The sequence below is a fragment of the Vibrio algarum genome, assembly GCF_028204155.1.
Classification (GTDB): domain Bacteria; phylum Pseudomonadota; class Gammaproteobacteria; order Enterobacterales; family Vibrionaceae; genus Vibrio; species Vibrio algarum.
The window spans coordinates 2,290,600-2,312,088 of record NZ_JAQLOI010000001.1 but is presented as its reverse complement, the minus strand read 5'-3'; the positions used below and the strand labels follow the sequence as shown (position 1 = coordinate 2,312,088).

Here is a 21,489-nt window from a genome sequence, read left to right as displayed (position 1 = left end):
GAAATGGAATTTGGTATTACGTTTAAAGGCTTCGTGAGCCCTAATAGAGCTCGTAATTTAGTCCGTCAGGCAGAAGAGGCTGGGTTTTCTTACTGCTGGTTTTATGACTCCCACATTTTGTGGCGTGAATCTTTTGTCGCCATGGCGATGTGTATGGAACACACCACGAAAATGCGATTTGGTCCTTGTGTGACTAACCCCAATATTCGTGATTGGTCTCTAGCGGCAAGTTTATATGGCAGCTTGGCACTGCAAAGTGATGGTCGTATTGATATTGGCCTTGGTCGCGGTGATTCTTCTATGCGTGTGATGGGAAAAAAACCGGCGCCATTGGCTCGGGTTGCAGAGTTTACTCATAAAGTTAAAGCCATGGTGAAGGGTGATGAAGTTACCTACGGTGAATGTGAAAATCCGGTAAAACTACCATGGGCAGTAGGTTATGACCTTCCAGTCTGGATTGCTGCATACGGTCCGAAAGCTTTGGCGACAGCAGGGGAACACGGTGATGGTTTAATTCTACAAATCGCCGAACCGAAGTTAGTGAAATGGTTTGCAGATCAGGCATTATCCGCAGGTGAAAAAGCGGGTAAAGATATGACTGGCTTTAAGATTCAGGCAGCAGCTCCTGCTTATTTTGGAACCATGGAAGAGTGTTTAGAAAAAACGCGTTGGTTCCCGGCGATGGTAGGTAATCACGTAGCAGATATTGTTGAAAAATATGGTACAGATTCAGGCCTTGTTCCAAGCAGTTTGACCGACTACATTGAACAGCGAAAAGGCTATGATTATTCAAAACATGGGCAAAGTGATAATCCATATTTAGATTTTATCTCTGATGAAATCATTGAAAGTTTTTCTGTACTCGGCAGTCCAGATGATCACATTTCTAAGATCAAACAACTGGAAGAAGCTGGCGTGACTCAATTTAATATTTATCTTGATAACGGTGATGAAGAAAACATCATTGCGAAATATGGTGAGTTTGTTATTCCTGAATTTGAAAAAGAGGAATAACAAAGTAGCCTTGATAAATAACCGACGTTTGAACAGCGTCGGTTATTTATGGAGTGATTAAATAAGAGCTTAACTGTTACCTTCTAGAAGCCGAATGGAAACGCTTGCGGCGGCCGTGCGGTTGTCCACATCCAACTTTTTATAGATTTGCTCTAAATGTTTATTTACCGTTCTTGGGCTCATTTCTAAAATCTGAGCAATTTCCCAATTGGTTTTACCAAATGACAGCCAATAGAGAACTTGTGATTCTCGTTTTGTTACCTTAAATGCTTTCTGAAGGTCTTCTTCATTGCCTATCTTTTTGGGTGTTACTAAGCGAATTAAGGTATGTAAACTATCGTACTCACCCGCATATTGTGCCTGTATGACAGGGGTGAAGTGTTCTAACGCCAAAGGGTTTTCTTTATCGCTTGATAGGAGCCATTTTGCAATGTCTGGCTGAATCATTGCCCATGTCTCTGTAAGATCGCCTTTAAGTTCGCTAATGAGTTCTTGAGCATGAGGTGTCGCCCATTCCAATTCTCCATTTTGCGACACGCAGAAAATATATTGCCCTGCAAAGTCTAGTGCGACCTGAGCAGATTTAGCGAGTTTGGCGTTGTGACTGTGAACTTTTATTCTAGCAAGCACTTCGTCGGGGATGACCGGTTTAGTGATGTAGTCTACACCACCCACTTCAAATCCCTTAATGACATGTTTTGAGTCATTGAGACCAGTCATAAAGATAACCGGTATCGAAGGCAAGCGCTCTTTGAGTCGGCTGCAGGTATCAAAACCATCCATCTCAGGCATAACTGCATCCAGCAAGATAATATCCGGCATCACTTTATCTATAATAGTGAGTGCCTGTGCACCACTCAGCGCGACCAACACAGTAAGACCTGCTTGATTGAGGGTCGCATTTAACATACCGAGAGACTCTGGAGAATCGTCTACGACCAATACAATGGTGTTATTCGTCTTGATAATGCTCATTAATTAACTCATCTATGTTGTGTACGATTTTTGTGAAGTTGCATTGGCTCAAGTCGTTACGTAAAGGATTAAAAAAAGATTCATCGACTGATTCAAGACGTATAATGTCATCAACTTTTTCGCTAAATGCGGACAGAAATCCTATCTCTGCAAAGCTTTTCAGTTTTTCTAGGTTTTTTAGTGAAGGGATGATGTTGTTACTTGCTACCGGGATGGTTTCCGTTGGCTGTTCTTCGACTATCCAAGTAACAGGTAAAAGAGAGACAATTTTAATCAACAGTTGTTCTTTTGAAATCGGCTTGCTCAAATAGTCATTATGGTACTGTTCGAGTACATTGCATTTTTCCAGTTCGTGAATATTGGCCGATAACATCATAATCGGTGTACGGATATTCTGCTTTCTAAGGGAGATGGCAAGTTGCCAACCACTGATCTCTGGCATTGTGATATCGAGAATAAAAAGGTCAACATGATGGTTTTCAACGATCGTTAAGGCTGTATTCGCACTTTCAGCCTGAAGCACATTAAACCCTAATGGTTGCAGTATATTAGAGACTAAGTTTCGTTGATCTAAGATGTCATCGACAACTAAAATGGTTTGTCTTTCCCCTTCATATCCATAAATTCGAGCAATATTGAGTTCTGGTAATTGAATTGGATTCTCTACGGGAGAAATCATTAATTTCATCGTAAAGCAACTACCCTTATCTAACTCACTGATACAAGAGATCTCACCCCCATCAACTCGGCAAGAGCATTGGATATGGTGAGTCCAAGGCCGGTTCCATTTATGTTGTGAGTGTGGTCAGTCTGTATTCTTTCAAAAGGTCTGAATATCTGTTTAATATCATTTTTTGATAGGCCGATGCCGGTGTCATCTACTATAAAGTGCGCCACTTGATTGCGAAAGTTGATGCGAAATGTCACTTTACCCTTTAGCGTATATTTAACCGCATTGTTTAATAGGTTGATGAGTATTTGCCTTAGCCTTTGCTTATCTGTTGCGATGTAAAGGGGGATGTTGGGGCATGGGATATACTCAAATTCTAATCCTTTTTGGCTTGCCTGCATTCGAAATATATCCACCAACTGATTGAGCATCGAATTTAGATTAAACTCATCTCTTTGTAATTCTAATCTGCCCGCTTCGATCTTTGAAATCTCCAACAGCCCTTCCAATAGATCGGCTAGATGTTCTCCGTTTCGCTTTAATGTTTGTGCGTATTCACGCTTAACTGGGGTGAGATCTCTGTCATCAGCTAGGAGTTGTGCGTATCCAAGTAACACATTTAATGGCGTTCTTAGTTCGTGGCTTAAGCCAGCCAAATAACGACTTTTGGCTTTATTAGCCGTTTCTGCGGCTTTCTTTGCTATTTCTAACTCTTCCGTGGTTTTTTGGTGGGCGCTCATTTCTTGGGTGAGTAAAGAAGCATGAGATTGAAGTTCGGTAAACGCTGTTTTACTGCTATTTCGAGCCAGAACTAACAAGCCACTAATCACGCCGACCGGAATCAACAGCATAATAAAGGCTTTTAGCAGTCCGATGGATAGCGAGTCCATATATTCATCAGATAGAGAGGGGATCTGGCTAAACGCGATCATGAAAATAACAGCCATAAAGGCACTAACCATTAGCATTACGACGAGGAACTGACTGGTTGAACCGGAGAGTTTACTTACCCATGTCGCAGGTAAAATAGGTTTCAATGAGGACTTTATCTGTTGCGAAACAGTCGCATTTGGGCGACACATATCTTGGCATCGAACATCTAAAGAACAACATAAAGAACAAATATGCCCGCCATAAGCGGGACAAATAGACATATCCTCATGCTCAAAAGATATTTCGCACACGGTGCATTTAACAATGCCGGTTATTTGTGGTGTATTGGAGCTAGGCGATTGAACAAGATAGTATTTACCTTTCGTCGCGATGGCGATGAGAGGTACGGTAATAAATGGCAGTGCGAAAGCAATATAAGAGGCAAAGGCTTTAATTGTATCGTTAAATGCATCTAGGTGAGCGGCTAAACCAATTGAAGAGGCAATGACCATAGAACCAAACCCTACAGGATTTATGTCATAGAGTTTCGAACGTTTAAATTCAATGCCTTTAGGGCTAAGCCCTAATGGTTTGTTGACGACCAAATCTGCCACTATACTGCCTATCCAGGCCAGCACTAAGACTGAATAAATCTGTAGTGTTTTCTCTAGCAGTTGATAAACACCTAACTCCATAAGCAGTAAGGCGATGGTGACATTAAATACCATCCAGACAACACGGCCGGGGTGGTTATGGGTCAGTCGAGAGAAAAAGTTTGACCATGCAAGTGAACCTGCATACGCATTTGCAACGTTTATCTTAAGCTGAGAGATAATAACGAAAAAACCAGTAATGAGCAGTACTAATTGCGGATTATCGGTAACGTAAGAAAATACCAGTTGGTACATATGAGCGGGGTCAGCAGCTACCGATGCATCTATACCAGCGTTAATCGCGAGCCAAGCAAGGAAACTTCCTAAAGCGAGTTTAGCCGCACCAAAAAACATCCAACCCGGACCACCAAAAAACATGGCAAGCCACCATTTTACTTTGCCACACTTTTCCTGTTCAGGAAGAAATCGAAGAATATCTACTTGTTCTCCTATCTGTGCGACAACTGAAAGCAATACGGCAGAAGCTGAACCAAATAATAGCCAGTTAAACTCAGAACCATTGTTTGTGATGCCACTGTACGCGAGCCACTCATCGAATTTTGCATCAGGGTGGGAGAAGACATAAAAAAGAGGAAGCAGTTGAAGAATAAGCCACAGCGGTTGTGAGTACATCTGGAACCGGCTGATGTTAGTAATACCCAAAATAACCAGAGGAATCACCACCACCGCACTAATGATATAGCCAAGATATAGCGGCACTCCAAGTAAAAGTTCGAGTGCCATAGACATGATTGCGGCTTCTAAAGCGAAGAAGATAAAGGTAAACGAGGCGTAGATAAGGGATACAATAGTTGAGCCAATGTAACCGAAACCCGACCCGCGGCTAAGTAAGTCAATATCAACACCATACTTGGCTGCATAATAACAGATCGGTAAGCCGCTCAATATGACAACCACAGACACAGCTGCGATTGCCCAAAGGGCGTTAACCGAGCCGTAAGAGAGGGTAATACTGCCGCCTAGAGCTTCTAACACCAAAAATGAAACGATACCCAAAGCGGTATTGGCTATCCAGGTCGCAGACCATTTTCTAGCTCGTTTTGCGGTGAAGCGCAACGCAAAATCTTCCAACATTTCGTTGGCAACGAGTTTGTTGTATTTACGACGATTAACAGGGACTTTTTGCATTTTTGTAATCACTTCATCCTTGAAGGTGATGCTTTAAAGCGATGAGTCGAAAAAGCCATCAGTCTAAAAAATCTACTAGCCGACGCATTCCGTGCGTCTTGGATTGATGAGGAATTTAGCAGCCATCATCTATATATACGCGCCAGTATATAACCTAACGTCGACACTGCATATGCGTAATTTGACGTAGTTAATTCGTCTAAATGACGCATATCTACGCAGTACCTTTTATTTAATACTGAATGACATGCCGGATAAGTGTTTTTAGCTGATGGATATCCAGGCAACGATTTGTTCATATCAAAAAGGGAAAAGCAGATGAAAAGGAATTTATTGGCGAGCAGCATTTTGGTTGCTTCATTGTTTGGGGGTGAGGTGTTAGCGGCTGAAGACACGATCAAGGTTGGGGTTCTTCACTCTCTATCTGGCACCATGGCGATAAGTGAAACGACACTAAAAGATACCATGCTGATGCTCATCGATGAGCAGAACAAAAAGGGTGGGTTGTTAGGCAAAAAGCTTGAAGCCGTTGTTGTTGACCCAGCGTCAAACTGGCCGTTATTTGCAGAAAAAGCACGAGAGTTGATTTCGCAGAATGAAGTGGACGCTGTTTTTGGTTGTTGGACGTCTGTGTCTCGTAAATCTGTATTACCTGTTTTTGAAGAGTTAGACAGTTTACTTTTTTATCCTGTTCAGTATGAAGGCGAAGAGTCGTCTAAGAATGTTTTCTATACAGGTGCTGCACCAAATCAACAGGCCATTCCTGCGGTCGATTACCTGATGGACCAAGGTGTAAAACGTTGGGTTCTAGCGGGTACTGATTATGTTTATCCACGTACAACAAACAAGATTTTGGAAGCGTATCTAAAAGCGAAAGGCGTGCCAGAATCTGACATCATGATTAACTACACTCCGTTTGGTCACTCAGATTGGCAGTCTATTGTCTCAGACATTAAAAAGTTTGGTTCAACTGGTAAGAAGACAGCCGTGGTCTCGACCGTTAACGGCGATGCTAACGTCCCATTTTATAAAGAGTTAGGAAACCAAGGCGTATCGGCTGACGACATCCCTGTTGTTGCCTTCTCTGTTGGTGAAGAAGAGTTGTCCGGTATGGACACGAAGCCTTTGGTTGGTCACCTTGCAGCATGGAACTACTTCATGAGTGCAGAATCTGATGTGAATGATGAGTTTATCGAAAAATGGCACAAGTTCATTAAAAATGAAGATCGTGTAACCAATGACCCGATGGAAGCGCACTATATTGGCTTTAATATGTGGGTTGAAGCTGTCGAGAAAGCGGGAACAACAGATCCAACGGTTGTTGGTGATGCCATCGTTGGTGTTGCGGTACCAAACCTAACGGGCGGTTATTCTGCCATGTTACCTAACCACCACATTACCAAGCCTGTGCTGATTGGTGAGATTCAAGATGACGGTCAGTTCCAAACGGTTTGGAAAACTTCTGGACTGGTGGCGGGGGATGCCTGGTCTGATTTCCTACCTGGTTCTAAAGATCTTATTTCAGATTGGAGAGCGCCACTCTCGTGTGGTAACTACAACGTGAAAACAGGTAAGTGTTCAGGACAGAATTACTAATCTTGAAGTCGCTAGGTGGTCGCGCCTTTGGGCGCGGCCAATTCACGAATAGTCCGAGGTATTTCATGGTTATTCCAACCGATATGCGCCGTATATATCTTCCCCATTGCATTGAAAAACCAATGGTCTTTTTGCTGCTTTGCGCATCGATACTTTTTATGGCAACGACTGTTGTTGCTGCTGAATCAGATTCTAACTTTAAAAATGGAATTGATAATCTTCTCTCTTCGGATTTTTCTGACATAGAAAAGGGTGTTGAACTACTGGGTTTAAGTGGCGACGAACGAGCCAATCGAGTACTAAGCCTATTACTAAATGGTGAACTTTACCGCCATAAAAAAGAGAACAAACTGGTGACCATCGTTGCTAAAGAAGGGAGTAAATACACGCTTGCGGACCTTTTTTCTGTGAATGGAGAAACCACACCAAATGTCAGTAAAAGAAAAATAAAACGTGTAGCAATTAATAACAATTTACGCCGACAGATAAAAACTGAATTGGCACTACTAAATATCGCCTCAGCAGATAGCGCGGCTCGTTATCATGCTGTGCAGCAGATGATGGGCAACATTGATGCGGATTTGTACCAACGTTTGTCGTCGAAAGTGGAAACAGAAACGGATGAATCTGTGGTCAATCTGATGCGAACAACGCTCGCGATATATGATCTTCAATCATCTGATACAGGCATAGAACAAAAGAGAATCGCTTTAGAAAGGTTGGGTGACAGCTATCAACCGGAAGCAAGAAACGCCGTAATTCACTTTATTGAAACGGAGCAAGGCGGCGATAAATCATTATTAAAGCAGGCGACCAATGCTTTGGCGCTTATTGAGCAGCGCGTTACCGTTGCCGATTTTGCAGAAACCCTATTTTTCGGGTTGAGCCTAGGCTCTGTGTTAGTGCTTTCTGCTATTGGCTTAGCGATTACCTTCGGTGTGATGGGGGTGATAAACATGGCGCATGGAGAGTTAATGATGTTGGGAGCTTATACTACTTATGTGATTCAAACCCTAATGCCAAATAGTATCAGTGCTTCTATTTTTGTCTCCATACCTGCGGCATTTTTAGTTGCAGCATTTGTTGGTATTTTGATTGAACGAGGTGTTATTCGATTTTTGTACGGTCGACCTCTCGAAACGCTATTGGCGACATTTGGTATTAGCCTTATTTTGCAACAGACGGTTCGGTCGGTCTTTTCACCATTAAATCGCTCTGTATCTACACCAGAGTTTATGACTGGCGTGATTGAAATCAATCCATTATTGAGCCTCACACTTAATCGTCTTTACATTATTGCCTTCTGTTTAATTGTGTTTGCCGTCCTGTTTTTTATCTTACGTTACACACGGCTTGGTATAGAAGTTCGTGCGGTATCGCAAAACCGTGCCATGGCAAGGGCCATGGGTGTGCGTTCCGAATGGGTGGATGCAATGACCTTTGGCCTTGGTTCTGGTATTGCCGGCATTGCAGGTGTGGCACTCAGTCAACTAACCAATGTAGGGCCAAACTTAGGGCAAGCTTACATCATTGACTCTTTTATGGTGGTGGTCTTCGGCGGTGTTGGCAACCTATGGGGAACGCTTGTAGCCGGTATGTCATTAGGTATCGCTAATAAGATTATGGAGCCTTGGGCTGGAGCGGTGCTCGCAAAAATCTTAGTGCTTATTTTTATCATATTATTTATTCAGAAAAAGCCGAGAGGGTTGTTCCCTCAGAAAGGCCGTTCGGCGGAGGGGTAACATGAATAATCAAATAAAGGTGTTAGACCGCTCTACTTCAATTTTTTTAGTGGTATTAGCGAGTGTTATTACCTTGGTCATCGCGCTAAATACCTTCACAACAGAATCGAGTGTACTGCATGTGTCCACCTATACGGTGACGTTAATGGGTAAGTATCTAACCTACGCGTTACTCGCGGTAGCAGTTGATTTGGTATGGGGGTATTTGGGCATACTCAGCTTAGGGCATGCAGCTTTTTTTGCTCTAGGTGGTTATGCAATGGGCATGTATTTGATGCGTCAAATCGGTGATAGAGGGGTCTATGGGAATCCATTATTACCTGATTTTATGGTGTTTCTAAACTGGCAGGAGTTGCCTTGGTTTTGGTATGGTTTCGATAATTTCTGGTTCGCTTCCTTTATGGTTTTATTAGTGCCGGGAACGCTAGCCTTTGTATTTGGATGGTTTGCGTTTCGTTCACGAGTCACCGGTGTCTATCTTTCTATTATTACACAAGCCCTTACCTACGCATTATTGCTCTCCTTTTTAGGAATGAAATGGGGTTTGGTGGCAACAATGGTCTAACCGATTTTAAAGATATATTGGGGTTTGATTTACAGTCTGATTCGACCCGGTTAGTGCTGTTTCTTATGTCTGGATTCGCTTTGGCACTTGGTTATGTGTTGTGTCGATTTATCGTTGTGAGCCGATTAGGTCGTGTCGCCTTAGCGATTCGAGATGCAGAAAATCGGACTCGTTTCACTGGCTATAAAGTAGAAAACTTTAAATTGTGGATCTTTACCTTTTCAGCCGTACTAGCCGGCGTAGCAGGTGCGCTTTATGTCCCTCAAGTTGGTATTATTAATCCCTCTGAATTTTCCCCTCTCAACTCTATTGAGTTAGTCGTATGGGTGGCACTTGGTGGGCGAGCAACCTTGTATGGTGCTGTTATAGGGGCTTTTGCCGTTAACTATGCCAAATCCTACTTAACCGCTGCCTTGCCTGAAGTGTGGCTATTCTTTCTTGGCGCTATGTTTGTCTTCGTCACACTGTTTTTACCAAAAGGCGTTGTTGGTTTAGTAAAAATAGATGAATTAGCGAAGATGAAAGGCCGACTGAAAATGAAAGAGGCTCGTTCATGAATATACTCGATATAGCCCGTCAAACCTTGGATAGAGACCACGTCTACGATTTTATGGTACCTAAACAGTATCCACTTCTCGATGTTGCCCATGGATACTTACTGTATTTAGAAGGGATCAACGTGAGTTTTGACGGTTTCAAAGCGATCAATGACCTTAACCTTTATATCAAAGAGGGCGAACTCCGTTGCATTATCGGTCCAAATGGTGCTGGAAAAACCACCATGATGGACATCATTACCGGTAAGACACGGCCAGATAGTGGTTCAGCATGGTTTGGTCAAAAAACCGATTTACTCGAAATGTCAGAGCCTGAAATTGTTCAAGCGGGTATTGGTCGTAAATTTCAAAAACCAACCGTTTTTGAACTACAAACCGTATTTTGTAATTTAGAATTAGCCATGGCTGGAGATAAAGGTGTGTTAAACACACTATTTGCCCGCTTAACACCGAGTCAGATTGACCACATTGACTACGTCTTAAAACAGATCGGCTTAGTTGAACAGAAAAACTTGCTTGCTGGTGCACTTTCACATGGACAAAAGCAGTGGCTAGAAATAGGCATGTTGCTGATGCAAAACCCGAAGTTATTGCTCGTGGATGAACCTGTTGCAGGTATGACGCATCAGGAAATGGATAGAACCGGAGAGCTCTTAACAAGTCTAGCTGGCCAGCACACCATTATATTAGTAGAGCATGATATGGACTTTGTTCGCTCGTTGGCAAAAGAGGTGACGGTGTTGCATCAAGGGTCGGTATTGGCCGAGGGTTCTATGCAAAAAGTGCAGAGCGACCCTAAGGTGGTCGAGGTGTATCTGGGAGAAGAAGCATGCTAACGATCGAATCATTGAATCAGTTTTATGGGCAAAGCCACACACTTTGGGATCTCGATATGCAGGTTGCTGAAGGAAAATGTACCTGTTTAATGGGACGAAATGGCGTGGGTAAAACGACACTACTTCAATGTGTCATGGGCTTGTTACCAACCAAAAGTGGCGTCATTCGTTATCAAGGAAATGATATTTCGAATTTATCAGCTGAACGAAGAGCGCCATTGGGTATTGGGTATGTCCCGCAAGGTAGGCAGATTTTCCCATTGCTGACAGTGGAAGAAAACCTAAAAATAGGGCTGCCCGCAAGAGGGGATGGATTGAGGCAAGTTCCAGATTTTATCTATGATCTTTTCCCTGTTTTAAAAGAGATGTTGAACCGAAGAGGAGGTGACCTTTCTGGTGGTCAACAGCAACAGCTTGCGATAGGTCGAGCTTTGGTTGTTAACCCAAAATTATTGATCTTAGATGAGCCAACAGAGGGTATTCAACCCAATGTGGTCGCTGAAATAGGCGATATTATTCGACGACTTAATGAAGAGATTGGGTTAACGGTTCTCTTGGTTGAGCAAAAGCTGCCGTTTGCACGAAAGGTAGCCGATAACTTCTGCATACTAGACAGAGGTAGACAAGTTGCAACCGGAGAGATGAGTCAGCTCGATGATAAGTTAGTTAAACAGTACCTGACGGTGTGATGCATATGAATCAGATGACATCAGCTTCTACACTTATCGGTCAGCGTCATTGGCCAGCTTATTTAGCTTTAGGTTTTGATAAAGGGGACGATAAGACTCGTATGCATCAGATGAGCTTTAAAGGCCCACTTCGGGTACAGAGGCCATTTTATCCTGAAGAAGAAGTGTGCCATGTATATCTTCTTCATCCTCCGGGTGGCTTGGTGTCTGGAGATGATTTACAGATTCAAATAGATTGTGAGAAGGATAGCCAAGTTCTGGTCACCACACCGTCAGCAGGGAAAATATACAAAGCCGACAGCAATGGTGTGGTGCAGAAGCAGAGAGTCAATATTCAAGTAGTGGATAGTCAATGCGAATGGCTGCCTATGGAGACCATTGTATTTGACGGGGCGCACGGGGTACTTGATACGAAAATCAATCTGTTTGGTGATGCAAAATTTGTTGGTCTAGATGTTTTTTGTTTGGGACGCCCTAAAAGCGAACGACCTTTTGTGTCAGGGAGCGTCGAGCAGCGTTTGTCTCTTTATCACAACGAAGTTCCGCTGCTATTGGAACGGCAGTATCTGGCTTCAGATGATCCACTTATTAGTGCTATCAGCGGATTTAACAACCATCTTGTATCGGGAACCCTAATTGCATTTGGGCTATCCGATACTGAATCGGCGCTCGACATGCTTCGAACACGATTTGAAAGCAATCATACCAGCAACCTTAGTGTGACATACCGATTAAATACCTTGGTTGTTCGCTACCTTGGTGACTGTAGTGAACAAGCTCAATGTCAACTGCGTGAATGCTGGCATCTTTTGCGTCCTGCTCTAATGGGACGTGAGGCGTGTGTGCCAAGAATTTGGAATACTTAAAGGATTAGATTATGGAACTTTCTCCAAGAGACAAGGATAAGTTATTACTGTTTACCGCGGCACTCGTTGCTGAACGTCGGTTAAACCGAGGGGTAAAACTCAACTACCCAGAGGCTGCGGCTTATATCTCGGCAGCGATTTTAGAAGGTGCTAGAGATGGAAAAACCGTCGCTGAACTGATGAGCGATGGACGGCATTTACTGACAAAAAATGATGTTATGGAAGGTATTTGTGAGTTACTCGATGAAGTCCAAGTAGAAGCGACCTTTCCTGACGGCACCAAACTGGTCACCGTTCACAGTCCGATTCAGTAGGAGGCGATATGAATCCTGGAGAGTATATTTTACAAGAAACCCCCATTGATCTTAATCAAGATAGAACCACGCTGTCTATTTCGGTCATCAATCACGGTGATCGTCCTATACAAGTCGGTAGCCATTACCATTTCTACGAGACCAATACTGCCTTAGATTTTGACCGAGAAAAAACCAAAGGTATGCGATTGAACATCGCCGCAGGAACCGCGGTTCGATTTGAGCCGGGTCAGAATCGTCAAATTGAGCTGGTTGAACTATCTGGGTCAAAAGAAGTATACGGTTTTCGTGGGCTCATCATGGGAAAACTGGATAAGTAGTAGGAGCAAAACATGGTACAGATTTCCAGAAAAGCATACGCAGACATGTATGGCCCAACGGTGGGAGACAAGGTTCGCCTAGCCGATACAGAGCTGTTTATTAAGGTCGAGAAAGATTTCACTACCTATGGTGACGAAGTGAAATTTGGTGGTGGCAAAGTAATTCGAGACGGTATGGGTCAAAGTCAGAAATGCCGAGATGAAGTAGTGGACTGCGTGATAACCAATGCTCTGATCCTTGACCATTGGGGCATTGTTAAAGCCGACATCGGTATAAAAGATGGACAGATCCAATCGATTGGCAAGGCGGGAAATGCGGATATTCAACCCAACGTCACTATTAATATTGGTGCGAGTACAGAAGTCATTGCTGGCGAGGGACATATTGTTACCGCAGGTGCAGTAGATGCACATATTCACTTTATCTGCCCGCAACAGATCGAAGAAGCGCTGATGTCAGGTACAACTACAATGATTGGTGGCGGAACTGGCCCAGCAACAGGAACGAACGCGACGACGTGTACACCTGGTGCATGGAACCTAACACAAATGCTAAAAAGCACCGATGCCTTACCAATGAACTTTGGCTTTTTAGGCAAGGGCAACGCTAGTTTACCAGAACCTTTAGCAGAGCAAGTAGAAGCGGGTGCATGTGGGCTAAAACTACATGAAGATTGGGGAACCACACCGGCATCTATCGATAATTGTCTCAGTGTGGCTGAAAAATATGACATACAAGTGGCGATTCACACGGATACGTTAAATGAGTCGGGTTTTGTTGAGGACACACTTGCGGCATTTAAAGGGCGTACAATTCACACCTATCATACGGAAGGCGCAGGTGGTGGACATGCACCAGATATTATTGTTGCCTGTAAAGAGCCAAACGTATTGCCTTCTTCAACCAATCCGACCCGTCCTTATACGGTAAATACAGTCGATGAGCATTTAGATATGTTGATGGTTTGCCATCATCTCGATCCAAATATTCCCGAAGATGTCGCTTTCGCTGATTCTCGTATTCGAAAAGAAACCATCGCTGCCGAAGATATCTTGCATGATTTGGGCGCTTTCTCAATGATTGCTTCAGATTCACAAGCGATGGGTCGTGTAGGTGAAGTTATTTGCCGTACATGGCAGACGGCTCATAAGATGAAGGTGCAGCGCGGCTTGTTAGCAGAAGACAAAGAGATAGATGCGGATAACCATCGTGCAAAACGTTACATCGCCAAATACACCATCAACCCAGCAATTGCGCATGGAATTAGTCATATGGTTGGTTCATTGGAATCGGGAAAAATAGCGGATATTGTCCTTTGGAAGCCGGCATTTTTTGGTATCAAACCTAGCCTTATAATTAAAGGCGGATTTATTGCAGCCGCTCCAATGGGGGATGCGAATGCGTCAATACCAACACCTCAACCTGTCCATTATCGTTATATGTTTGGTGGTTTTGGCAGCGCAGCTGCAGCCACGTCAGTCACTTTCACATCACAGGCAGCGATTGATAACGGATTGGGAGAATCGCTTGGGCTACAAAGAGAACTAAAGGCGTGCATAGGGTGTAGGAACGTCACGAAACACGACATGGTTTTGAACGATTATATGCCCGATATTACGGTCGACCCTCAAACCTACGAAGTTCGCGCCGATGGGCAATTATTGACTTGCGAACCTGCGGAAGAATTACCATTGGCCCAGCGGTACACCTTATTTTAATAACCTTTAGGGTGTTATAACGCAAAGAATTCTAATCACGCTAGGAGGCGATATGTTAAAGATTACTCACCGTTGCGACCACCATCATGGTGATATTAACGATCAGATTGAACTGCCTTTTGCATTACGACAAAAAGGGCGTTTTAAAACGCAAACCAAGAAAGGAGAAGACGTCGGTGTTTTTTTGGTTCGAGGTGAAGTGCTACGGGATGGGGACTGCCTGTACAGCGAATGTGGACAAGTGTTTAAAGTTGAGGCGAGTGCAGAAGCGGTGGTAACCGCTGTTGCAACGGATTGGCTCACCTTTGCTAAAGCTTGTTATCACATGGGGAATAGACATGTACCGATGGAAATCGGCGAAATGTGGATACGTTTTCAACCGGATCATGTATTGGAGGAGATGGTGGAACTATTTGGTTTGAAATGTAATCACCACCAAGCCAGTTTCACTCCAGAATCAGGAGCATACCACAGTGGTGGACATCATCATTCCCACGGGGAGCATACTCACTAATGAACGTTAAGGCGCTACTTTCTATCTTGCATCTGAGTAGTCCAAGCTTACCTATCGGTGCGTTTGCTTATAGCCAAGGCTTAGAGAATGCCGTGGAATTAGGGTGGGTGAAAGATGAAGAAAGCCTGCAAAAGTGGCTTCTACCTATTTTAACCCATGGTCAAGCTAACCTTGATATTCCGATTCTTGAACGGGTGTACAGTGCCTGGCATCAAGGTGATATAAAAAAGGTAGAACATTGGCAGCAAATATTGATGGCCAATCGCGAGACCGCAGAATTGATGCAAGAAGAGATCAAACTCGGTCAAACCTTGTATCGACTATTAAAAAGTTTGGATGTTGAACTGCCCGAAAAGGCAAAAAAATATAGTTATTTGGTGTTGTTTGCTAAAGCTACACAACATTTTGGAATTGATATACACGGGGCCTGCACTGCATGGCTTTGGACTTGGGTTGAAAATCAGGTCACTGCGGCATGTAAAACGGTACCACTTGGCCAGACCTCTGCACAGAAAGTTCTACTCAGGTTGATGCCAGAAATAGAGCGAAGCGTGGCGCATGGATTGGAGGTTAGCGATGAGGCAATAGGCCTAACATTGCCAAGTTTTGTCATGGTAAGTGCATGGCACGAAACCCAATATTCACGATTATTTAGGAGTTAACAATGAGTACACAATGTTTGCGAGTTGGGGTAGGCGGCCCCGTTGGTTCTGGTAAAACGGCATTACTTCGTCAGCTATGCTCTGCAATGCGTGAGCACTATGACCTTGCCGTTGTAACAAACGATATCTATACCCGAGAAGACGCTGAATTTTTACTGAAACATGAAGCACTTGAGGCTGACCGTATTTTGGGTGTAGAAACCGGCGGTTGCCCGCACACGGCGATTCGGGAAGACGCCTCAATGAACCTTGCTGCCATTGATGAATTACAAGATCGTCATCCAAAATTGGAACTCGTTCTGGTCGAGAGTGGTGGAGATAATTTAAGTGCGACCTTTAGTCCGGAGCTGTCAGACCTGACGCTGTATGTGATTGATGTTTGTGCCGGTGACAAAATACCGCGCAAAGGTGGACCAGGTATTACCAAATCGGATCTTTTGATTATCAACAAAACTGACCTAGCGCCTATGGTAAATGCGTCTTTGGAAGTGATGGATCGAGATGCGAAGAAGATGCGAGGTGATAAACCGTTTGTATTTGCCAATTTGGTTCGTGGCGATGGTGTTGCAGAGATCATTAAGTTTATTGTTGATGAAGGTATGCTCACTCAACAAGAAGTAAAAGTAACAGTGACAGATAATGTATAGGGATATATAGACATGAAAAAAACAGTTGGTTACGTTTTGGTATTACTTTCGAGTATGGTGATTAGCACGTCATGCCTTGCTCATTCTATCCATTCAGGGCAGCATATAAGTAGTTTTTCTGAAGGGTTTCTTCACCCATTAACAGGACTGGATCATATTGCTGCGCTTATTCTAGTCGGTGTTTTTGCGGCTATCAGCGGTAAAAAAGTAGCAAGTAAACTGCTTCTTCTTGTGAGCGCCGCTCTTTTGGTTGGTTTTATGGCGGGTACATCATGGGCTCAAGCAAGTCAGGTAGAAAGCATTGTTTTTGTTTCATTAGTTTTGCTACCTCTCTCACTGATGGCTTATCGTAAAAAAGGAATGATGAATTATTTAGCCACGGCTGCAATAGCCCTGTTTAGTGCTAGCCATGGTTTAGTTCAAGGTGCGGAAGCTCGGGGTACGCTCATCCAGTATGGGATAGGTACGATGTTAGCGAGTATGATCGTTATTGCTCTGACGGTATCGGTTACAAAACTGGTTATTATGACAGCGGACTCAATTCGATTGGCTAGATAATCAGAAAAACCGTCCTTTGAGGCTATGATCGAAGGAAACGAATCAAAGCCGCCGGCTATGTGGGTGGCTTTGATTTAATTAGTACTAATATCTAACGTCATCTAAGGGAAACCATTGTTGGTCAATGTCGTCTAAAAGATATAAATGCCCGTTAGAGTACTTAAGTTCGAACGTCCTATGTTCGCTATCAATATAGGCAAGCCTAATGTCATTAGGTACCGCACTTGTTACCAGTAAATGACTAGGTTCAACACGAGTGATATCGATAAATCTATCGAATGCTTCTTTTACTTGATATCGCATATCTCCTCCTGAGACTCATTACACTTTCAAATATAGATCACAACTCAGCAATGAATCGTGATCCTAATCACTGTATTGCTTGTGATTAACGGAATGTAACATTGCAAAAATAGTTCGTTGGCGAAGCGCTCGACACAGTGATTTATCTCTACTTTAAATGCCAGCTAAGTATTACAGGCTCACCGCTCCAATGGCTAATAGGATAAACAGACCGGCAGTAATTTTTCGAATTAGAGCGAAAGGGAGCTTGTCGGCAGATAGCTTACCAATCAGTACCACAGGTACATTTGCAAGTAACATTCCGATTGTCGTACCCAAGATAACTAATATAAGCGCATCGGCGTATTGAGCGCCGAGTATAGAGGTGGCAATTTGAGTTTTGTCGCCTATTTCTGCGATGAAAAAGGTCATAAAGCTAGCTACAAAAGGGCCTCTATTCGATATGCTTTCATCTTCATCCAATTTATCAGGAATCAGTACCCATCCTGCCATCGCCAAGAAGCTAATCGCCAATACCCATGTAAGCATTTCTGGGCTGATATAGTCTGCAACGATAACACCGAAATATGCCGCCAGTGCATGATTTGCTATTGTGGCTAGGAAGATAGCTGCGATAATCGGAATTGGTTTACGGTATCGACTTGCAAGTAATAAAGAGAGAAGTTGGGTTTTGTCACCGATTTCAGCAAGGGCTACGGTGGTAATTGAAATGGCTAGTACGCTCAAAGTAATCTCTAATGAGGTGGGATATAGTAACCAAAGACAACGCACACTTCCCACCTCGGTTAGTGTTCATTGTCTATGGTCTCACTAAATTCGATGTAAACCGAATCTTGAACGCCATGATGATTTTGCATCAATTATGTTGACGAACAAACCGAGAACGCGAAAAAGGCGTTTAGGCAAGTTACTCCCCAAAGACGGTGCGGATATTAATAAGAAATTAATTTAATTGCAATACCCAAATTACATTAGCCACACTGGTTTAACTGGACCCTATAGGATACAGTTATATTAGAGTTATCTTTAATGCACTATTTATAGCTGCGTTGTATTTAAGAGTATGGATTGCTGTATGAAAAATGTTTTTGTGAGAGCTTACAATCGTTTTAAATCTGCTCCTAAATATATAAGGGTATGTACTTATATATTAATGAGTTATGCCGCCTATGCTGGGTTGGTTGGCCTTGTTTTTCCGGCTGTTATTCAATCTCAGGGCCCTAAGCAATTAACACAAATGCTTGGACGAGAGGTGGCGATTGCTGAGGTTAAAATTAATCCATTTTTGCTACGAGTAGAAGTGAATGACTTTGCCATTTCAGCACGAGAAAAATCAGACCGCTTTGTGAGTATTAAGCAGTTAAAAACAGAGTTTAATTTTTGGCAAAGTATCTCTAACCTTACCCCAACCCTAGAACATCTAACGATTCAATACCCTTATATTTCACTTGCGCGTTTAAGCTCAGACGGTGATAAAACGACCTTTAATTTCAATGATATTATTGAAAAATTAGACGAGAACAAATCAACCGACGCCAATGAAAGTGAGATAAATACAGCACAAGATGTTCAGCAAGTACCAGAAAAATTGTTTGCTTTTAAGGCACACGTTATAAGTTTAAATAATGGCCAGGTCGATTTTGAAGATAAGCCAACAGGTGTAGAACTTGGTTATCAGAATATCAATTTTAGTCTTAGTGAACTGGACACGACAGCGCTTACATTGACAGCACCATCGGGAACCGATACCAATAAAAAAACAGAACCGCTTAATAAAACGGCTAACGTATATACATTTGGTATGAATGGACTCGATAAAAGTCATATACAGACTAAAGGGCAATTTCAACTTCAACCTCTGGAAGTCACTGGTGAGCTAAGCCTAGCAAAGTTACAGTTAGCGCCACTTTGGCCATTTACTGAAAATAGGATTGAAGCTGAATTGGCTTCTGGCGAAGTCAGTTTCGCTGCTAATTATCACCTTAAGCAACAAAATGAACAGTTAGGATTTGTAGCGAACCAAGGGCAGTTCTCTTTAGCGGACGTCGCATTTGAGATTAACCAAAACCCACAAATCAAACTGCCGTCTCTGGATCTTACAGGCATCTCCTTAGATACGACTTCCCAAGTGGTCGAACTAGAAAAACTGTTGTTGGTCGGGCTTTGGGTTGATGCAGACCTAAGTAAGAAAGGACTTGATTTACAACAGCACTTCACACCCAAATCCGAGCCAAACCAAGCCGTTGTTAAAGAGAATTCACCTGCGCAACAAACGCAGGTTGAGGGCAATGTAGACGCTGCTTCGCTTGAAAACAGTAACAAGGAGTGGTTAGTACAACTTCATGCATTTGATATGCAGAAAATGGATATCAATCTTAAAGAGGGATTAATCAGTAACGGCGTACATTGGCGTGTCTATCCACTTAATATTAGTCTGGGGCCTATAACCAGTGAACTTAGCGATCCTATCGACTACAAATTTGATTTTGGTATTGCGTCAGATACGAAAAAGCAGCCGGAACGTGTGCGAGGCACTTTTAACAGTCAAGGTAAACTAGATATCAAGGCTGAAGAATTAAACAGCCAGCTGCAACTATCTGGTTTGGAATTGACACAGTTTCAACCGTATTTAGATCCTCATCTAAATATTATTTTGAGCCAAGGTAACCTCAGTACCAAAGGAGGGCTAACGGCAAATAGTCGAGGGAAGGCTATCTTTAACGGACAGTTAACGATAGACCAATTATTACTTAAAGATATTTTACAAAAAGAACCACTTCTAAAATGGAAACAAATGTCTATCGATTCGTTGATGTTCGATCAGGCCGATAATCGTTTGGATATAAAAACCATACTGCTTAATACGCCTTACGCAAAGGTAATTGTTGCCAAAGATCTACGCACAAATATTGGTGCGGTCTCTAAATCTAGCCCAGAAACAACCTCGACAGCTGAGGAAGAGTCTGGCGCTTCAACGTCGAAGCCTAACAAGACAAACCAAGCAGCGGTGGTGAATAAAACCAGTGAGAGTGGTTCAGATTTCCAGATGGATATCGAAAAAATACAGATCGTAAATGGTTCAGCTTTTTTGCTGACTTTTCGCTGACGCCAAGTTTCGCTTCCGGTATTGAATCTATAGAAGGTTTTATAAAAAATATCTCTACAACACCGGGTACCAAAGCATTGGTCGACATCAAAGGTCATATAGATAAATATGCTCCAGTTTCCCTTGTTGGAGAAATAGATCCTCTTAGTGAATCGCCATCTCTTGATCTCGACTTTAGTTTGAACAGCGTTGAGCTGACCTCAGTTAACCCTTATTCCGGTACTTACGCTGGTTACTATATTGATAAAGGGCAACTGTCACTTGATATTAACTATCGTTTGGAGAACAACCAGCTTGCTGGGACGAATCATATTGTTGTGGATCAGCTAACACTCGGTAAACCGAGTGAATCTACATTAGCTACTAGCCTCCCCATTACCTTGGCTGTCGGTTTATTGCAAGATGGTGATGGTGTTATTGATCTTGGTTTCGATGTTAACGGAGATGTAGATAGCCCAGAATTTAGCTTTGGTGGCGTCATTTTGAAAGCCTTGGTAAATATAATCACCAAAGCGATTACAGCACCATTTTCACTCTTGGCTGATTTAGTGGGAAGTGATGAAGAGCTGAATTTAATTAACTACCAAGTCGGCAGTGCTGAACTAGATTCAGTCGCACAAGATAGGTTATTGAAACTAATAGAAGCGTTACAGGCGAGACCAAATCTGCGTATTAGTGTTGAAGGTTCTGTTTTGTTAGCAGATGACAGTAGAGCGTTAGCTGAAGCAGCACTACAACAAAAACTCCTATCAACGAGTGGTTTACCAGAGCTTCCAGACGACTTGAGTGCAAGTCGAATCCCTAGTACTGGTGCTTTAGCTGATGCATTACAAACATTGTTTACCCAAGAGTTAAATATTGATGTAAACGAAGAGCGGCTTAAAGTGGAAAAGGTGCTTGCTGAATCTGCAGAAGAAGGGGCCGAAATATTGCCAGAACAGGTTGTCACCACGCTGCATATCGGCATGTATAATCAGTTGCTTAAAGCGCAAGAGATCAGTGATCATGAACTAGGAATCTTAGCGGAAGCCAGAGCGAGAGCCGTTAAGACATTCTTGCTTGAGCATGAGATAGACCCCGGCCGTGTGTTTATTGTGGACAGTAAAACCAAACTGGAAACCGAACAGAGTCAGGCCATTATGACGATTGATGCAGGATAGA

The 21,489-nt window shown here is 43.0% G+C and carries 19 protein-coding genes and 2 pseudogenes; 16 read left to right on the top strand and 5 right to left on the bottom strand.

Annotation, left to right across the window (positions count from 1 at the left end):
- The first annotated feature begins 3 nt into the window (after positions 1-3).
- The gene (locus PGX00_RS10825) at positions 4-1,014 is read left to right on the top strand and encodes a TIGR03842 family LLM class F420-dependent oxidoreductase (RefSeq protein ID WP_272136102.1); all 1,011 of its coding nucleotides are present in this window, start codon (positions 4-6) and stop codon (positions 1,012-1,014) included.
- A 69-nt stretch (positions 1,015-1,083) separates the two neighbouring features.
- On the opposite strand, the gene PGX00_RS10820 is transcribed toward PGX00_RS10825, so the two are convergent.
- Genes PGX00_RS10820 through PGX00_RS10810 form a run of 3 tightly spaced genes read right to left on the bottom strand, consistent with a single transcriptional unit; the run spans position 1,084 to position 5,334 of the window.
- Entirely contained in the window at positions 1,084-1,989 is a 906-nt protein-coding gene (locus tag PGX00_RS10820; protein WP_272136100.1) for a response regulator transcription factor, read from the bottom strand.
- The gene (locus tag PGX00_RS10815; protein ID WP_272136097.1) at positions 1,967-2,677 is read right to left on the bottom strand and encodes a response regulator transcription factor; all 711 of its coding nucleotides are present in this window, start codon (positions 2,675-2,677) and stop codon (positions 1,967-1,969) included. The genes PGX00_RS10820 and PGX00_RS10815 overlap by 23 nt, the downstream gene beginning before the upstream one ends.
- A gap of 20 nt (positions 2,678-2,697) precedes the next feature.
- On the bottom strand, positions 2,698-5,334 hold the full coding sequence (locus PGX00_RS10810) for an ATP-binding protein (RefSeq protein WP_272136095.1): 2,637 nt from the start codon (positions 5,332-5,334) through the stop codon (positions 2,698-2,700).
- Between the two features lie 318 nt (positions 5,335-5,652).
- On the opposite strand from PGX00_RS10810, the gene urtA reads away from it, so the two are divergent.
- From urtA to PGX00_RS10740, 14 genes and pseudogenes are all read left to right on the top strand, one after another.
- Positions 5,653-6,930 (top strand): urea ABC transporter substrate-binding protein, encoded by a 1,278-nt coding sequence (gene urtA, locus PGX00_RS10805; RefSeq protein ID WP_272136092.1) that lies wholly within the window; start codon positions 5,653-5,655, stop codon positions 6,928-6,930.
- A 65-nt stretch (positions 6,931-6,995) separates the two neighbouring features.
- Entirely contained in the window at positions 6,996-8,672 is a 1,677-nt protein-coding gene (gene urtB / locus PGX00_RS10800) for an urea ABC transporter permease subunit UrtB (protein WP_272136090.1), read from the top strand.
- A 1-nt stretch (position 8,673) separates the two neighbouring features.
- Positions 8,674-9,138: pseudogene (locus PGX00_RS10795) on the top strand (ABC transporter permease subunit); the annotation flags it as partial.
- Positions 9,114-9,794: an ABC transporter permease subunit gene (locus PGX00_RS10790; RefSeq protein WP_272136088.1), complete on the top strand. Its 681-nt coding sequence runs from the start codon at positions 9,114-9,116 to the stop codon at positions 9,792-9,794. The pseudogene PGX00_RS10795 and the gene PGX00_RS10790, both read left to right, overlap by 25 nt.
- Positions 9,791-10,630 carry an urea ABC transporter ATP-binding protein UrtD gene (gene urtD / locus PGX00_RS10785; RefSeq protein ID WP_272136086.1) on the top strand — a complete coding sequence of 280 codons (840 nt, stop codon included), beginning with the start codon at positions 9,791-9,793 and terminating at the stop codon, positions 10,628-10,630. Before PGX00_RS10790 ends, urtD begins: the two co-directional genes overlap by 4 nt.
- Positions 10,624-11,319 (top strand): urea ABC transporter ATP-binding subunit UrtE, encoded by a 696-nt coding sequence (urtE, locus tag PGX00_RS10780; protein ID WP_272136084.1) that lies wholly within the window; start codon positions 10,624-10,626, stop codon positions 11,317-11,319. The genes urtD and urtE overlap by 7 nt, the downstream gene beginning before the upstream one ends.
- A 5-nt stretch (positions 11,320-11,324) precedes the next feature.
- Positions 11,325-12,185, top strand: coding sequence for an urease accessory protein UreD (locus PGX00_RS10775; protein WP_272136082.1), 861 nt, complete (start codon positions 11,325-11,327; stop codon positions 12,183-12,185).
- A gap of 11 nt (positions 12,186-12,196) precedes the next feature.
- A complete protein-coding gene (gene ureA, locus PGX00_RS10770) occupies positions 12,197-12,499 on the top strand; it encodes an urease subunit gamma (RefSeq protein ID WP_272136079.1) in 303 nt (100 codons plus the stop codon).
- Positions 12,500-12,507: 8 nt separating this feature from the next.
- On the top strand, positions 12,508-12,819 hold the full coding sequence (locus PGX00_RS10765; protein WP_272136077.1) for an urease subunit beta: 312 nt from the start codon (positions 12,508-12,510) through the stop codon (positions 12,817-12,819).
- Between the two features lie 12 nt (positions 12,820-12,831).
- Entirely contained in the window at positions 12,832-14,538 is a 1,707-nt protein-coding gene (ureC, locus tag PGX00_RS10760) for an urease subunit alpha (protein ID WP_272136075.1), read from the top strand.
- Between the two features lie 52 nt (positions 14,539-14,590).
- Positions 14,591-15,052 (top strand): urease accessory protein UreE, encoded by a 462-nt coding sequence (gene ureE / locus PGX00_RS10755; protein WP_272136073.1) that lies wholly within the window; start codon positions 14,591-14,593, stop codon positions 15,050-15,052.
- Positions 15,052-15,714: an urease accessory protein UreF gene (locus PGX00_RS10750; RefSeq protein ID WP_272136071.1), complete on the top strand. Its 663-nt coding sequence runs from the start codon at positions 15,052-15,054 to the stop codon at positions 15,712-15,714. Before ureE ends, PGX00_RS10750 begins: the two co-directional genes overlap by 1 nt.
- A gap of 2 nt (positions 15,715-15,716) precedes the next feature.
- Positions 15,717-16,361, top strand: coding sequence for an urease accessory protein UreG (ureG, locus tag PGX00_RS10745; RefSeq protein WP_272136069.1), 645 nt, complete (start codon positions 15,717-15,719; stop codon positions 16,359-16,361).
- A 12-nt stretch (positions 16,362-16,373) separates the two neighbouring features.
- On the top strand, positions 16,374-16,919 hold the full coding sequence (locus PGX00_RS10740) for a HupE/UreJ family protein (protein ID WP_272136067.1): 546 nt from the start codon (positions 16,374-16,376) through the stop codon (positions 16,917-16,919).
- Between the two features lie 84 nt (positions 16,920-17,003).
- On the opposite strand, the gene PGX00_RS10735 is transcribed toward PGX00_RS10740, so the two are convergent.
- Complete coding sequence (locus tag PGX00_RS10735) at positions 17,004-17,222, bottom strand: hypothetical protein (RefSeq protein WP_272136065.1); 219 nt, start codon at positions 17,220-17,222, stop codon at positions 17,004-17,006.
- A gap of 171 nt (positions 17,223-17,393) precedes the next feature.
- On the bottom strand, positions 17,394-17,948 hold the full coding sequence (locus PGX00_RS10730; RefSeq protein WP_272136063.1) for a TMEM165/GDT1 family protein: 555 nt from the start codon (positions 17,946-17,948) through the stop codon (positions 17,394-17,396).
- A gap of 337 nt (positions 17,949-18,285) precedes the next feature.
- On the opposite strand from PGX00_RS10730, the pseudogene PGX00_RS23105 reads away from it, so the two are divergent.
- Positions 18,286-21,488 (top strand): annotated as a pseudogene (locus PGX00_RS23105) (DUF748 domain-containing protein).
- Position 21,489 lies beyond the last annotated feature (1 nt).